This is a genomic window from Sphingomonas sp. NPDC092440 (assembly GCF_044754985.1).
Lineage (GTDB): Bacteria > Pseudomonadota > Alphaproteobacteria > Sphingomonadales > Sphingomonadaceae > Sphingomonas.
Genome location: NZ_JBIVQA010000006.1, coordinates 50,217 through 64,635, shown reverse-complemented (window position 1 = coordinate 64,635; position 14,419 = coordinate 50,217). Strand labels below are relative to the sequence as shown.

17 protein-coding genes and 1 pseudogene are annotated in these 14,419 nt (G+C 67.8%); 9 read left to right on the top strand and 9 right to left on the bottom strand.

Annotated elements, in window-relative coordinates; genetic code table 11:
• The first annotated feature begins 31 nt into the window (after window positions 1-31).
• Window positions 32-601 carry a TetR/AcrR family transcriptional regulator gene (locus ACIQCS_RS11705; protein ID WP_345847509.1) on the top strand — a complete coding sequence of 190 codons (570 nt, stop codon included), beginning with the start codon at window positions 32-34 and terminating at the stop codon, window positions 599-601.
• A 372-nt stretch (window positions 602-973) separates the two neighbouring features.
• On the opposite strand, the gene ACIQCS_RS11700 is transcribed toward ACIQCS_RS11705, so the two are convergent.
• Window positions 974-2,746, bottom strand: a complete 1,773-nt coding sequence (locus tag ACIQCS_RS11700) for a fatty acyl-AMP ligase (protein ID WP_345847508.1) — start codon at window positions 2,744-2,746, stop codon at window positions 974-976.
• Between the two features lie 292 nt (window positions 2,747-3,038).
• Between ACIQCS_RS11700 and ACIQCS_RS11695 the strand changes: the two genes are divergently transcribed.
• The 5 genes and pseudogenes from ACIQCS_RS11695 to ACIQCS_RS11675 form a co-directional block, all read left to right on the top strand.
• Window positions 3,039-3,404, top strand: coding sequence for a RecX family transcriptional regulator (locus ACIQCS_RS11695; protein WP_345847507.1), 366 nt, complete (start codon window positions 3,039-3,041; stop codon window positions 3,402-3,404).
• Between the two features lie 74 nt (window positions 3,405-3,478).
• Window positions 3,479-4,063: a cold shock domain-containing protein gene (locus ACIQCS_RS11690; protein ID WP_280279703.1), complete on the top strand. Its 585-nt coding sequence runs from the start codon at window positions 3,479-3,481 to the stop codon at window positions 4,061-4,063.
• Window positions 4,064-4,067: 4 nt separating this feature from the next.
• Window positions 4,068-4,559 carry a DUF192 domain-containing protein gene (locus ACIQCS_RS11685; protein WP_345847505.1) on the top strand — a complete coding sequence of 164 codons (492 nt, stop codon included), beginning with the start codon at window positions 4,068-4,070 and terminating at the stop codon, window positions 4,557-4,559.
• Window positions 4,560-4,597: 38 nt separating this feature from the next.
• Window positions 4,598-4,990 carry an NADH:ubiquinone oxidoreductase subunit NDUFA12 gene (locus ACIQCS_RS11680; RefSeq protein WP_280279701.1) on the top strand — a complete coding sequence of 131 codons (393 nt, stop codon included), beginning with the start codon at window positions 4,598-4,600 and terminating at the stop codon, window positions 4,988-4,990.
• A pseudogene (locus ACIQCS_RS11675) lies at window positions 4,987-5,418 on the top strand (DUF2155 domain-containing protein); the annotation flags it as partial. The gene ACIQCS_RS11680 and the pseudogene ACIQCS_RS11675, both read left to right, overlap by 4 nt.
• 35 nt (window positions 5,419-5,453) lie before the next feature.
• On the opposite strand, the gene aat reads toward ACIQCS_RS11675, so the two are convergent.
• The 4 genes from aat to ACIQCS_RS11655 form a co-directional block, all read right to left on the bottom strand.
• Window positions 5,454-6,209, bottom strand: coding sequence for a leucyl/phenylalanyl-tRNA--protein transferase (aat, locus tag ACIQCS_RS11670; protein ID WP_345847503.1), 756 nt, complete (start codon window positions 6,207-6,209; stop codon window positions 5,454-5,456).
• Window positions 6,206-6,940, bottom strand: coding sequence for a ParA family protein (locus ACIQCS_RS11665; protein WP_345847502.1), 735 nt, complete (start codon window positions 6,938-6,940; stop codon window positions 6,206-6,208). Before ACIQCS_RS11665 ends, aat begins: the two co-directional genes overlap by 4 nt.
• Window positions 6,941-7,032: 92 nt before the next feature.
• Complete coding sequence (locus ACIQCS_RS11660) at window positions 7,033-7,413, bottom strand: hypothetical protein (protein WP_345847501.1); 381 nt, start codon at window positions 7,411-7,413, stop codon at window positions 7,033-7,035.
• Window positions 7,414-7,537: 124 nt separating this feature from the next.
• A complete protein-coding gene (locus tag ACIQCS_RS11655) occupies window positions 7,538-8,935 on the bottom strand; it encodes a type VI secretion protein ImpB (protein WP_345847500.1) in 1,398 nt (465 codons plus the stop codon).
• 123 nt (window positions 8,936-9,058) lie between these two features.
• Between ACIQCS_RS11655 and ACIQCS_RS11650 the strand changes: the two genes are divergently transcribed.
• A complete protein-coding gene (locus ACIQCS_RS11650; RefSeq protein WP_345847498.1) occupies window positions 9,059-9,580 on the top strand; it encodes a hypothetical protein in 522 nt (173 codons plus the stop codon).
• A gap of 287 nt (window positions 9,581-9,867) precedes the next feature.
• Here ACIQCS_RS11650 and ACIQCS_RS11645 read toward each other — a convergent pair whose 3' ends face one another.
• Window positions 9,868-11,469, bottom strand: a complete 1,602-nt coding sequence (locus tag ACIQCS_RS11645) for a VWA domain-containing protein (protein ID WP_345847497.1) — start codon at window positions 11,467-11,469, stop codon at window positions 9,868-9,870.
• Between the two features lie 99 nt (window positions 11,470-11,568).
• Window positions 11,569-12,066: a DNA-deoxyinosine glycosylase gene (locus ACIQCS_RS11640; RefSeq protein WP_345847496.1), complete on the bottom strand. Its 498-nt coding sequence runs from the start codon at window positions 12,064-12,066 to the stop codon at window positions 11,569-11,571.
• Between the two features lie 22 nt (window positions 12,067-12,088).
• Between ACIQCS_RS11640 and ACIQCS_RS11635 the strand changes: the two genes are divergently transcribed.
• Window positions 12,089-12,421 carry a DUF962 domain-containing protein gene (locus tag ACIQCS_RS11635; RefSeq protein ID WP_345847494.1) on the top strand — a complete coding sequence of 111 codons (333 nt, stop codon included), beginning with the start codon at window positions 12,089-12,091 and terminating at the stop codon, window positions 12,419-12,421.
• Here the strand turns inward: ACIQCS_RS11635 and ACIQCS_RS11630 are convergent.
• Both ACIQCS_RS11630 and ACIQCS_RS11625 read right to left on the bottom strand, forming a co-directional pair.
• A complete protein-coding gene (locus ACIQCS_RS11630; RefSeq protein WP_345847492.1) occupies window positions 12,418-12,885 on the bottom strand; it encodes a hypothetical protein in 468 nt (155 codons plus the stop codon). The genes ACIQCS_RS11635 and ACIQCS_RS11630 overlap by 4 nt on opposite strands.
• A 145-nt stretch (window positions 12,886-13,030) precedes the next feature.
• A complete protein-coding gene (locus tag ACIQCS_RS11625) occupies window positions 13,031-13,234 on the bottom strand; it encodes a hypothetical protein (protein WP_280279691.1) in 204 nt (67 codons plus the stop codon).
• Window positions 13,235-13,402: 168 nt separating this feature from the next.
• Between ACIQCS_RS11625 and ACIQCS_RS11620 the strand changes: the two genes are divergently transcribed.
• Entirely contained in the window at window positions 13,403-14,395 is a 993-nt protein-coding gene (locus ACIQCS_RS11620) for a cysteine synthase A (RefSeq protein ID WP_345847490.1), read from the top strand.
• The last annotated feature ends 24 nt before the right edge of the window (window positions 14,396-14,419 follow it).

Sequence of the window (14,419 nt, the reverse complement as noted above, 5' to 3'; positions counted from 1 at the left end):
GCTAAGTTGACGCTGTTCACATAGCGGGCAAATGGTAACAGTGTCAACATCGGAGGCCGGCAAGGCCTATCATCATGGCGATCTGCGCGCGGCGGCGATCGAAACCGGGCTCGCCTTGCTCGAGACGCGTACCGCCGACGATCTCGGGCTGCGCGAGATCGCGCGCACCGTCGGGGTCAGCGCGACTGCGCTCTACCGGCACTTCCCGGACAAGAAGGCGCTGATGACCGCGCTGGCGGGCGAGGGGCTGCGGCGCCTCGCTGAGGTGCAGCACGAAGCGGCCGAGCGCGCCGGCGGCGGCAAGGCGGGCTTCGCGGCGACGGGCGCGGCCTATGTCCGCTTCGCGCTCGCCAATCCGGCGCTGTTCCGGCTGATCTTCGCCAATCCCGACATGGATAGCGCGGCGCTCGCGCATGAGAACAGTGCGATGGCCTTCCTCAAGGAAAATGCCCGTGCCGCGGCGACCTCGCATGGCGGCGACGCCGAAGTGATCGCCATCCACGCCTGGTCCTGCGCGCACGGCCTCGCGATGCTGATGCTCGACCGGCAGATCCCCGCCGACGATGCGATCATCGATCGCGTGGTCGGGGGAAGTTTGTGAGACGCACTCCCAGCGTGTGCTTGCAATGTAGGATTTCGCCTGTTTCCTTGACGCAGCCGGGCCCTGGCTCCGGCCGCTCTTTCACTTTGTTGGGAAAATAGGATCACGCCCGCGCAAGGATATTGCGAGATGCGCGGCGTTTTCGGGAAAAGAGGGAAAATAAGCCCCCGCAAAAACCGGTTCTTGGCGTGTACTTCGTGGACTTTGGCGAGTCGGCTGCGGCGCCCGCGTAGGAAGGACCAGCAGTTCCCCGGCAAAGGCCGGGGCCCAGTCTCGGCGAACGCGGAGAGGCGGGTAGGCCTCTCCGGCGGCATCGCAACTGGCCCCGGCCTTGGCCGGGGAACAGTGTTTCGACGGGTGGTTGGCGAGCCCTTACGCGGCGAGCGCGTAGGGCTTGATCTCGCCGTTCAGATAGAGGTTGCGCGCCTTGGCGCGGCTGAGCTTGCCCGAGCTGGTGCGCGGCAGGGTGCGCGGCGGGACGAGCTCGATCACGCAGTTCATGCCGGTCACCGAGCGGACGCGCTCGCGGATCTCGTCACGCAGGCGCAGGCGCTCCTGCTCGTCCGAGGTGCGGCATTGCACCAGCACGGCCGGCGTCTCCTCACCGCCCGGCGTGGTGATCGCGAAGGCGGCGACGTCGCCCTGCTTGAACGCCGGCAGCTGCTCCACGGCCCATTCGATATCCTGGGGCCAGTGGTTCTTGCCGTTGATGATGATCATGTCCTTGGCGCGGCCGACGATGTAGATGTAGCCGTCGGACATATAGCCCATGTCGCCGGTGTCGAGCCAGCCGTCGACCAGGCAGGCATCGGTCGATTCCTGGTCGCGGAAATAGCCGACCATCACGCTCGGGCCCTTGCACCAGACCTTGCCGATCGCCTTTTCGGGAAGCGGCGTGCCGTCTTCCTCGCGGATCTCGATCGTCATGTCGCGCGCAGGGACGCCGCAATTGACGATGGCGCGGAACCGCTGCGGGCGATCGCCGCGGGCAGTGTCGCCGCCCGAGAGCTGGGTCTCCTCGACCAGCTCGACCATGATGCCTTCGCCCGGGGGCATGATCGAAACGGCGAGGGTGGCTTCCGCCAGGCCATAGCTCGGCAGGAAGGCGGTGGCCTTGAAGCCCGCATCGGCGAAGGCGTCGACGAACGACTGCATCACGTCGGGGCGGATCATGTCGGCGCCGTTGCCGGCGACGCGCCAGCGGCTCAGGTCGAAACGGTCGCTGGCCTTGGTCTGGCTCGACATGCGGCGGGCGCAGATGTCGTAGCCGAAGGTCGGCGAGTAGCTGAGCGTGTTGCCCTGGTTGCGGCTGATGAGGTCGAGCCAGGCGAGCGGGCGCCGGGCGAAATCCTCGGTCTTCAGGTAATCGGTCGAGACCTGGTTGGCGACGACCGAGAGCAGGCAGCCGACCAGGCCCATGTCATGGTACCAGGGCAGCCACGAGACGCAGCGATCGCCATCGGTCACGTGCATGCCGTGGCTGTGCGCCGCCAGGTTGTTGAGCAGGGCATGGTGGGTGATCACCACGCCGTGCGGGAAGCGAGTCGAGCCGCTCGAATATTGCAGATAGGCGATGTCGGTCGTCTTCGCCTCGGGCAGCGGCGTCGGCACCGCGTCGCGCTGGACGAATTCGGACCAGTCCAGGCCCGGCACGCCCCGGCCGCGCGCGGCCTCGGCGCACATCGCGCCGATCTCGGGCGGGAAGAGCAGCATCGAGGGGTCGCAGCTCTGCAGCTGGACGGTGAGCTGGTCGATATACGACTGAGCGCCGCCGAAGCTGGTGGGCAGCGGCAGCGGCACCGGCCAGGCGCCGGCATAGATGACGCCGAAGAACAGCGAGGCGAACTCGGCGCCCGTCTCCGCGATCAGCGCGATGCGGTCCTCGGGCTTCACGCCCGCGGCGATCAGGCGCCAGGCCTGCTTCAACGCATCCTCGCGCAGCTCCGCGAAGGGATAGGGGCGCACGAGGTTGCCGCGCGCATCGTGGAAATTGAGCCCGCGCTTGCCCTTGGCGGCATAGTCGAGCGCTTCGCCCAGCGTCTCGAAGTCCGCGAGGCGACGCGGCAGGCTGTCATCGGTAGGCGTAGGCGCGAGCGTTCCCGCTTCCTTTTCTGCCTCGAGCGATCCCGTAACGTCCAATACCATTCTTTATTCCGTGCCCCTGCGTGGTAGCCAACGTCGTGCCCCCACGACGAATTTTTTGAGGCTAGCCTCTGCTACGCACTGTCGTTCAAAATCGGTTGCCACTGTGGCACAATCATGGCGCATGCCAGCCCCGAGACGCCCCCTGCCACCGCTGAATAGCGCCGATCTGGAGCGTTACGCGCTCCGCTATGTCGAACGTTACGCTACGACAAGGGCCAAACTTGCGGCCTATCTGTCCCGAAAACTGCGCGAGCGTGGCTGGGCGGGAGAAAAATCGCCCGATCCGGAGGCTTTGGCCGAGCGCATGGCCGGGCTCGGCTATGTCGACGACCGCCTCTATGCCGAATCCAAGGCCGGGGCGATGGCCCGGCGCGGGCTGGGCGCGCGCCGGGTGCGCGAGGCGCTGCGGTTCGCCGGAGTGGAGGAGGAGGATGCCGCCGCGCTGGCCCCGGCGCTCGCGGCGGAAGCGCTTGCGAGTGCGATCGTCTTTGCCCGGCGCCGGCGCATCGGCCCCTATGCCCGCGAAGTGGCGGACCGGGCGCTCCAGGAGAAGCAGATGGCTGCGATGATCCGTGCCGGGCATGCGCCGGGATTGGCCCGCGCGATCGTCCGCATGGCGCCGGGGGATGACCCGGAAACCGCATTTGGCAGCGCTTGATGCCAGATCGGCAACAAAGGCAATTCCATTTATGGAAAATACCATGTTAATGTGACCGTTCGGGGGAACAGGAAATGCGTGCTGACCAACAGGTTGCGCAGAACGACTATACAGACACGCCGAACGATAACGGGGGGATTGGCGAGGACCCGGTGGATGAAAGCCAGGTCTTTGCCGGTGTCGTGAAATGGTTCGACGTTACGCGGGGATTCGGCTTTCTCGTCGCCGATGACGCCGCCGTGGGCGATATCCTGATCCACTTCACCGTGCTTCAGGACCATGGCCGCCGCTCGCTGCCAGAGGGCGCGCGGGTGGAGTGCACCGCGGTGCAGCGTCAGCGGGGGCTGCAGGCGCGCGAGATTCTCTCGATCGACCTCAGCCAGGCGATCGAGGCGCCCAAGCGCCAGGCCGAGCGCGCCGACCGGGTGAAGCTGATCGCCACTGCCGGCCCGTTCGAGCCGGTGGCGGTGAAATGGTTCAACCGCCTGAAAGGCTATGGATTCCTGGTGCGCGAGTCTGACTCGGCCGATATATTCGTCCATATGGAGACGCTGCGCCGCGCCGATATCGAGGAGGTCGAACCCGGCCAGTCGCTCGTCGCGCGCATCGTCGATGGCGAAAAGGGACCGCTCGCCGTGGCGGTCGAAAGGACCGGCTGAGACGATGAGGTTCCTGCATGGGTTGGGCGCGGCGCTCGCCGCGTCGGTGCTGCTCGTCTCGGGTGCGTGCCAGGGCGAGGCGGAGGCCGGCCCCGCCGCGGTGCAGGCGGTGCGGAAGGTCGAGGTGACGGTCGACAGCGCCAGCGGCCCGCACGTCTTCCATGTCGAGCTCGCCCGCACCACGGCCGAGCAGGAGCGCGGGCTGATGTTCCGCACCAACATCCCGCAGGACGGCGGCATGCTCTTCGCGCCCTATCCGGCCGACGGCCCACCGCGCGAGGCGAGCTTCTGGATGAAGAACACGCCCACCCCGCTCGACATATTGTTCATCCGCGAGGACGGGACCATTGCCCGGATCGGCGAGAATGCCGTGCCGTTCTCGGAGGAGAATGTGAAATCGGGCGAGCCGGTGGCGGCGGTGCTCGAGCTCAATGCGGGCGTTTCGGCGAAGCTCGGCATCCGGGCCGGCGACAAGGTGCGCTGGGCGAAGCAGTAAGGATTGCCTCCACTCGCGCTCCTCGCTAATCCGCGCCCATGGGTCTCAATCTCAATCCCTTCACCTGGTGGAACGGCGCCACCTTCGGCACCTGGATGGGCCTGCGCGGCAAGACGCGCGTGGGCGAGGACGATCTGGGCAACGTCTATTACGAGGGTGGTCAGGATCCCAACGGCATTCCGCGCCGCTGGGTCATCTATAACGGCTCGAACGACGCGAGCCGGGTGCCGCCGGAATGGTTCAGCTGGCTGCATCACCAGATCGATTCGGCCCCGGACCAGGCGCTGCCGGCGCCCAAGGCGTGGGAAAAGCCCGCCGAGATGAATCTGACCGGCTCGCAGCTCGCTTATCGCCCGAGCGGGGCGCTGGAAAAGGGCGGCTACCGCGCCCGCGCCACCGGAGACTACGAGGCCTGGACCCCCGGCGCATGATCCGCTGCCGTGCCGGGGCCGCCGCGGCCGGGCTGCTGCTCGCGCTCGGCGCCTGCTCGGGCAGCGGCGGCGGCCCCACGAACAACATTGTTTCGGACGAGATCGTCACCGGCGGTGACGATTCGGACAAGGCGGCCGGCGTGATCACCGTCGATCGCGACGGCAAGGCAGTCGAGGATGCGGCGGCAACGCCGATGAAGGACCGCGTCGCGGTGCTCGGCATCCTCAACAAGCGCAACGGCGAAGCGCGCGAGTTCAAGCTGAAACCGGGCCAGGCAGTGCGGATCGGCGATGTGATCGTCCGACTCAGGGCCTGCGACAAGACCGCGCCCTGGGAAGCGGACCAGCTTACCGGCGCCTTTGTGCAGGTCGATGTACTCGAACTCGACAAGCAGTGGCACCGGGTCCATTCGGGCTGGCTGTTCGCGGAGCGCCCGGCGCTCAACGTCGTCCAGCATCCGGTCTATGACGTCTGGCCCAAGAGCTGCGCGATGACTTTCCGCGATAGCGGGCCCGACACGGTGCCCGCGCCGGCGGCGGGCGGCAGCGGATCGGGCAATGCGTCGAGCGCGAAGAAGTCGCCGTCGACGGACGGCGCGCCGACGGAGAGCCCGGCCGCCGAATCGCCCAGCGCCCCGGCCAGCAACGCGACATAGTCGTCACGCGGAATCTCGACCGCGCCGAGCGTGGCGAGGTGCTCGGTGATGAACTGGCAGTCCAGCAGCGTGAACCCACCGGCCCCGAGCCGCGCGACGAGATGCGCGAACGCGACCTTCGAGGCGTTGGGGACCCGGGTGACCATCGACTCCCCGAAAAAGGCCCGGCCCAGCGCCAGGCCATACAGGCCGCCGGCGAGTGTATCGCCGTCCCAGCATTCGAGCGAATGGGCGAAGCCGCGGCGGTGCAGCTCGAGGAAGACCCGCTCGATCGGGCCGTTGATCCAGGTATCCGGCCGATCGGCTGCACTCTCCGCGCAAAGCTGGATGATCCGCTCGAACGCGGCATCGACGGTCAGGCGGAAACGGCCCACCTGGATGAGCTTCCTGAGCGAGCGGGAGAAGTGGAAGCCGTCCAGCGGCAGCACGCCGCGCAGCTTGGGCTCGACCCAATAGACGCTGGCCGCGCCGCGATGATCGGCCATGGGGAAGACGCCCATGGCATAGGCGCGCAGCACCAGGTCCGGGTCCAGCTCCTGCTGGGGCGGCTGGGCGCGGCTCAACGCTTCTTGCCCGCCAGCCGGCGCTCGATCGCCTGCCACAGCCCGGCAAAGGCCTGGGCGCCGGGCGTGCGGGGGGCATAGCTGCCCACCGCGGCGCGGCGCACGCTCATCGCCTCGACGATGCTCGCCATCGGGATCACCGGCCAGTCCGGACGCGCGGCCACTGCCTCGGCATGGAGCTTGCGCCGGCGATCGACCATCGAATGGACCGGCATCAGCGGCACCTTGCCGCCCTTGCGGGCGAGATGTGCCGAAACTTCCTCGAAGGCACGGGTGGAGAGCGGGGAAGGGATCACCGGTACCACGATCAGGTCGGCGGCGCGCATCACCTGCTCGCTCGTCTCGGTCAGGCCGGGCGGGCAATCGAGCAGCATCCGGTCATAGGCCCGGTCGAGCTCGGCGAGCAGCTTGGCCAGCCGTTTCTTCTTGTCGAGCTCGTGGAACGTCAGGTCGAGGCCGCGCAGCGACGTGTCCGCGCCGATCAGATCGAGCCGCTCGGTGCCGGTGTGCTGGACCAGCTTGGCCGGCGCCACGTCCTTGGTGAAGATCGCCTGGGCCTGGTCGCGGGTCTTGCCCTGCGGCTCGACCAGGAAGGTGGCGGCGGCCTGGGGATCGAGATCCCAGAGCAGGGTGCGCCGCGCGGACAGGGTCGCGGAAGCCCAGGCCAAGTTCACGGCCAGCGTCGTCTTACCGACACCGCCCTTCAGGCTGTAGATCGCGACAGTCGCCACCCGGATTCGCTCCCTTCGCCTTCAAGCCTTGCATGAAAAAGGGCCGGCGGGAATGCCCGCCGACCCCTGGATGAAAACACTGGGTGCCGCGATCAGGCGTGGCAGGCGCGCGAGCCCTTGCCCGGAATCTCGATCGTGGCGTTCTTGGCAGTGCCGGTGACCTTGTAGCCGCCCTCTGCGACGAAGGGCTGGCCGGCTTCCGGCGCCTTGAGCATCTTGCCCGGGCCGTCCTTGCTCTCCTTGATCAGGACCTGCTTGTCGCCCTTGTAGAAGTCGGCGAACACGACGGTGTTGTCCTTGCAGCGCATCGAGACCGAGGAAGCGATCGACGGCGGCAGCTCGACCTTCGGAGCGTTCTTCAGCGCTTCGGCCTGGGGGTCGGGAGCGGTACCCGTGACTTCCTCGGGCTTGTTCTCACAGGCCGCGAGCGAAAGGAGCACGGCGGCGGCGGCAAAAAGGGGGGCTTTCTTCATAGCGGGCAGGAGCTTTCGTTCACCATGCAAGAATCGTCAAGCGATTCGTGTTATAGAGTTACATTCCATTTGTGCGGTGCGGTATCACGTCTGGAATATTGCGATCCGATGACAGACACCGATGTCATTCATGGAATTCGCTCATTTCCGGAATACGTCCGAAAGCGATCTTTGTCCCAACCCGGTCGATTCTGCCACCGTGCAACGGGCCGACCGAAACGGCGTTGCGGCCGAACCTATGGTTAATCCGGTCCATCGCGCGGCTGAGCGCGAGCGTGCGCGTCTCGCGGGCCAGCGGATCGTCCGGATCGAGCGCGGCGAACAGCGAACCCTGCTCGCCCTCCACCGCCGCGATTTCGCAGAGCGTCACCCCCACCATGCGCAGCCGGAAACCGCCGGGCCGGCGGCGCCCCGCTTCGGCCAGGCGGGGGAAAAGCTGGTCGAGCGCATGGAGGATGACGAAGCTGTCCTGCGTGTCCGGCAGGCGGATCGAGGCGCGCCAGCCGGACTTGTCGTCCTCGAACTTGCCGTGGAGCACCAATAGCCGGGCGCGATAGCCCTTGCGGCGCAGGCGGCTGGCGGCCTTGAGCGCCAGGCGGCGGGCGGTGAGCCGGGTGGGCTCGAGCCCGCGCTTCTGCGGGCTGAGCACATGGCTGTGCCCGATCGTGCGGCTCTGCGTTGGCTTGTCGGGCAGCTCGACGCCGTGGAGCAGATACCAGAGCCGGTCGCCATTGACGCTGCCCCAGGCATTGCCCGCGTCGCGCGGGCGGCGCTCGCAATATTGCCGGATGTCGAGAATGCCGTCCTGCGCCAGCCGCTTCTCCATCTTGGCGCCGATGCCCGCAATGTCGCGCAGGCGCAGCGGGTAGAGACATTGGGGAAGCCTGTCCGCCGTCAGCACCACCAGGCCATCGGGCTTCTGCATGTCCGAGGCGAGCTTGGCGAGCAGCCGGTTCGGCGCGATGCCAATCGAACTGGTGAGGCATTCGCCGACATGCCGGCGAATGCCCGCCTTGATCCGATGCGCGAGCGCCACCGCGGCGGCCGGATCATTCTCGTTGTCGAGCAGCCGGCAGGCGACCTCGTCGATCGAGCACACATGGGTGACGGGAACATGCTGCCAGATCTCGGCCAGCACGGCTTCGTGGAACTCGACATATTTCTCGTGTCGGGCCGGGGTGATCCGCAGATCGCGGCACAGGCGCCTGGCTTCCCAGACCGGGGTGCCGGTGGAGATGCCGTACCGTTTCGCCTCGACCGAGGCGGCGATGGCGACGGTGGTGTCGCTGTCCACCGGCGCGACGATCACCGGGTGGCCGCGCAGATCGGGGTTCAGCTGCTGTTCGACGCTGGCGAAATAGGAATTGAGATCGAGGTAGAGCCAGCGCAGCGGCCGGGGCGGGAAGGCGAGGATCGGCGCCGGAAGTTTACAAAGTTTACGGTATGGGGGGCCGGTTTCGCTCTCCCGGAGCGCCGGCGAGGTCGGTGAACAGGCAGCGGCAAGGCGACTCGCGTCAGACATGGATGCGAACAATACAGGAACATCCTCGCGTAGGACAGCCGGAACCGGGAACTCCAGACGAGGCGCGTGGCTTGACCCGGCGTGCGTGGCCCGTGCAGGGTCGGGGCCAAGGGAGGATGGTAAATGCGCGCATTCGCCATTGCCGCGTTGCTCGCGCTCGCGGGCTGCGGATCGAGCGAGAAGACCGAGGCGCCGGCGGCCAGGCCCAGCCCGGCCGGGCCGCGGCTGGGCGAAGTGCCGCTCGACCAGCCGCTGCGCGCCACCGACAACGCGCTGACCTGGTCGCTGGAGGTCGCGCCGGGATCGATCACGCTCACGCGCTTCGCCGGGCGGGGGACCGAGGGCAGCGTGACGCAATTCTATCCGGTCTCGCCGCAGGTCGGTGGCGGGAAGGCGGTGTGGACCACCAAGGACGTCGCCGGCGCGCCCGTGACGATCAGCTTCAGCGATGCACGCTGCATCGAAGGCGGCGATCCCGCGATCGAGCGGCCGCTCACTGCCGATATCAGCATCGGCGACAAGCCGCTCCATGGCTGCGCGGGCGCGCGACCGGCGGACGGATTGAACTCGCAACCGCCGGTGGCGGGAGGGAACGTCGCCGACAATGCGGCCGTGGCGGACGATGCGGCGGTGAACCGCCGCTAGGGTCGCCGCGCAATCGGCAAACCCCGTCATCCTCGCGAAGGCGGGGATCCAGGGTAGCGTGGGGCAAAGGAGCCACCAAGCGAGCGCTCTCCGGAGCGCGCGGGACTTGACCGCGCGCAATCCGCCCTTGGCCCTGGATCCCCGCCTTCGCGGGGATGACGGGGGAAAATGGAGGGGATGACGACTTGCTCATATGAAGTGAACGGGAGCCGCGGCCCGGCCTTCAGGGGATGAAAGGCCGGGTCGCGGCGGCCGGCGGCGCCCTGGATCGCCGCCGGATGCGAGGGCTAAAGCGCCCGGTCTTCCCCGCGGTGCTCCGCCGAAGCGGTGCGCGTCTGGGCGTCCGCGCGGTCGACCAGACGCAGGAACTCGCTCCGCCACCAGGCCTGCTGGCTGAAGCCCCATTGCGTGCCGGCGAGGCGCTTGACGTCGGCATAGCCCCAGTCGCCGAGCAGGTCGTCGCCGCGCAGCTTCTGCGCAAAGCCCGCCACCGCCACCGCAAAGGCTAGGTCGCCGCGCGGCATCGGCGCGTTCCGCAACTGGCCGGCGTCGATCGGCCGGGTGATCAGACGCGAAGCGCCGCCCTCGGGCAGCTTGTAGCGCAACCGGATCTGGGCGAGTTCGCCGCGCGCCGTGCCGCCGCCCGCGCCTTCGCCCTCCGGCCGGCGATTGGCGGCGAAATGGCGGTCGGGCAGCCAGCCCTTGGCGCCGGCGGGAACGATCTCGTAGATCGCGGTCACCTGGTGCCCCGCGCCGATATCGCCCGCATCCACCTTGTCGTTCTGGAAATCCTGCTCGCGCAGCGCGCGATTCTCATAGCCGATCAGGCGATACTGGCTCACTGCGGCAGGGTTGAACTCCACCTGGACCTTCACGTCCTTCGCGATGGTGAAGAGGGCGGAGGCCAGTTCGGTGTCGAGTACTTTCCGCGCCTCGTCGATCCCGTCGACATAGGCATAGTTGCCGTTCCCCTTGTCGGCGATCGACTCCATCATCGCATCGTTGAGATTGCCCTGGCCGAAGCCGAGCACGGTGAGCGTGATGCCGTCGTCACGGTTCTTCTCGATCAACTGCTCGAGCTGGGTCTGGTCGGTGACGCCGACGTTGAAATCGCCGTCGCTGGCAAGGATCACGCGATTGACCCCATCCTCGCGGAAGTTACGCCGCGCCATCGCATAGGCGAGTGCAATCCCTTCGCCGCCCGCCGTGGAGCCGCCCGCGCTGAGATCGTTCAGCGCCGCCCGGACCGCGGCGGGGCTGGAGGTCGGCTCGAGCACTACACCGGCCGCCCCGGCATAGACGACGATCGAGACGTGATCGCCGGCCTTCATATTGTCGGCGACCATGCCGAGTGCGCGCTTCACCAGCGGCAGCTTGTCCGGCTCGTCCATCGATCCCGAGACGTCGACGAGGAAGACGAGATTGGCCGGCGGGCGCTGGGCGCGGCTCAGATCATAGCCGCGCAGGCCGATGCGCAGCAGCCGCGTCGCGGGGTTCCACGGCGTCTGCGCGACATCGGTGGTGATGCTGAACGGCGCGGACCGATCCTGGGGCAGGGGATAGTCATAGCGGAAATAGTTGATCAGCTCCTCGGTGCGAACGGCGTCCTTCGGCGGGAGCTGGCCCTGGGTGAGGAAGCGCCGGACATTGGCATAGGCAGCGGTGTCGACATCGACGGCGAAGGTGGAGACCGGTTCCTGCGCGACCGCGCGGACTGCGGCCACATCGTTCCGCGCATAGCGCTCCGCATTCTCGGGCGCAGCGGCCTGGTCGGCTTCCGCCATTTCCTGGGGGGCGGACTGGTAGCTGGTCGAGCTGCCCTGCTGGCTGTTGCAGCCGGCCAGCAGGACCGCGGGAATGGCGACGGAAATCAGGAAACTGGCACGCATGCATTCTCTCCTTGCCCGAATGTTGCCCTAATCTTGCCGTAAATGTGGCATGATTGTGGCGAAACCGGCAAGCGGAAAATTCACAGCATTTCGATGGGATTATTCGAGCAGTGCGCGCAGCGCCTCCCATTGCGGGAGCTTCTTCTCGAAGCCGATGGTGTGGAGCGGGCTCGACGAGGGCAGGGCGATGGTCGCGTAGCGCCGGGCGGTGCCGGCCAGTTGCCGCGCGCCGGTGCGGAAGGCGGTGCCGCCGTTGAAGGCGATCGCGCGCAGATCGGGCAGAGTCGCGGCGAGCGCGGCGATGTCATGCCCTTCGACGTCGCGCAGCGCCGCGTCGGTGCTGCCGGTGCGCCGCGCGCTGGCGACCACGTCCCACAGGCCGATATGCGCATCGAGCAGGGCGGCGAGGCGCGCCGCATAGTCGAGCGCGGCAAGATCGCGGCCGGCGGCGGGCGAGACCAGGCGCCAGAACTGGTTCTGCGGATGCGCGTAATAGCGCTGCTCGGCGAGCGAGCGCTCCCCCGGGAGCGAGCCGAGGACGAGCAGGCGGACCTGGGCGTCGACCACCGGCGGAAAGCTGTGCTTGCGTGGATCCATCAAGCGGCGTTAGCCTCTCGCCATGGCAGGCACCATCACCACCTATCGCGACTTCTGGCCCTTCTATCTTCGCGAGCATGCGAAGCCGAGCACGCGGGCGCTCCATTATGTGGGCACGATCCTGACGCTCTGGTTCCTGTTGCTGGCGCTGGGCGGTGCCGGGCTGTGGTGGTTCGCGGCGATCCCGCTGGCGGGCTATGGCTTTGCCTGGGCCGCGCATTTCGGCGTCGAGAAGAACCGGCCGGCGACCTTCACCTATCCGCTCTGGTCGCTGCTCTCGGACTATCGGATGTTCTTCCTGTGGTTCGCGGGGAAGCTGGACGCGCATCTCCAGCGGGCGGGCGTGCCGGCCTAGCCATTGGCGAGCACCCGGCCGCCCAGCCGGGCGAGCGCCGCGCCGAGCGGGCTGCAGGGATAGGGCATCGGTTCCGACAGGAAGATCAGGTCGGCGGCGCCGTCATGCTCCGCGGCGAGCGCAGCGATCGGCTCGGCGATCTCGAAGACGAGGCTGGTGGACGGGTGCGCCTGGACCTCGGCCTGCCAGCGGGCGTGGCGGATGCCGGCAGTCCACAGCGATACGCCGCGCCCCTCGATCGCGACGAAGCCGAACTCGCGGGCCCTTGCGGCGGCGCGGAGCAGGCGGCTGCCATCGGCGCAGTCGAGATCGAGCATGCGCACCGCGCGGTGGCCATGGTTGCGGAACTCGGCGAGCGCGCGGGCGATGCGCGCGTCGCAGGGGCCGCGCCGCGGTCCCTCCGGCTCGGTCGACAGGCCGGCGCGGCGCAACAGGCCGCCGAGCGAGAATTGCGTGGCGATCATCGATCCTTCTCCTGGCTGGTGGGCCGGATCCTCAGTGACAGGGATCCCGAAATCCGGCGATGGGGTGGGGCGCCTCGCCGCACGGCAGGCGGAGCGGCGCGATCGGGGCGAGCGTGCGCGCGAGGAGCGCGGTCATGGCCGGGCATCAGTGCGACAGGATCGAGCGGAGCGGCGCGGTGGCGAGCACCATGCGCGCGCCGGGAAAGGCCCTGCATTCGGACAGGGCGAAGCGAACCGCCGCCTCGCGCGAGCGGAACAGGCCTTCGAGCAGCCCGCCTTCTTCCTGCACGACCCAATGGCCCTGGCTGTCCTGGCCGACGCGCAGGACATGTTCGGAATGGGAAACCATATGCACTCCCCGAGTGGAACGGAGAGGGGGATAGGGGGCTTGCCCGTTAAGCTTCGAGACGGATTTTGGGCGCGGGCATAAGGGTTCCGTAAAGGCGGAAAGCCCGGCTTCGCCGCGCCCTGCCAGCGCTTGCTTGCGGTGCGGCGGAAAGCGCTCCATCTAGCGGCCATGCATTCGACATCCGATACGCTGGCACTGATCGGCAACACGCCCCTGGTGCGCCTGAAGGGGCCGAGCGAAGTCACGGGCTGCGAGATCTACGGCAAGTGCGAGTTCGCGAATCCCGGCGCGTCGGTGAAGGACCGGGCAGCGCTGTTCATCGTCAAGGACGCCGAGGAGCGCGGCCTGATCGGGCCCGGCGGCTGCATTGTCGAGGGGACGGCGGGCAATACCGGCATCGGCCTGGCGCTGGTCGCCAACGCCAAGGGCTATCGCACGATCATCGTGATGCCCGAGACCCAGAGCCGCGAGAAGATGGACACGCTGCGCGCGCTCGGCGCCGAGCTGGTGCTGGTGCCGGCAGCGCCTTATTCGAACCCGGGCCATTTCGTCCACACGTCCCGGCGGATCGCCGAGGAGACGCCCAACGCGATCTGGGCCAACCAGTTCGACAATACCGCCAACCGCAAGGCCCATATCGTCGGCACCGCCGAAGAGATCTGGGCGCAGATGGACGGGCGGATCGACGGTTTCACCTGCGCGGCGGGCACCGGCGGCACGATCGCCGGCGTGGGGCTGGGGCTCAAGGCCAGGGACGAGAATGTCTGCATCGCGCTCAGCGACCCGCACGGCGCGGCGCTCTACAGCTATTATGCATGCGGCGAGCTGAAGGCCGAGGGCAGCTCGGTCGCCGAGGGGATCGGCCAAGGGCGGATCACCGGCAATCTTGAGGGCGCGCCGATCGACGCGCAGTTCCGCATCTCCGACGAGGAGGGGCTGGAATGGGTGGAGCGGCTGCTCAAGGAAGAGGGGCTCTGTTTGGGCCTGTCCTCGGGAATAAATGTGGCCGGCGCGGTGCGGCTGGCGCGCGAGCTGGGGCCGGGCAAGCGCATCGCGACGATCCTGTGCGACACGGGTTTTCGTTATCTATCAACGCTCTACAATGCGGAGTGGCTCGCATCCAAGGGATTGCCGGTCCCGGAGTGGCTCGCACAGGAGTAAACGCCCCATCTTGGCAACGGGGCA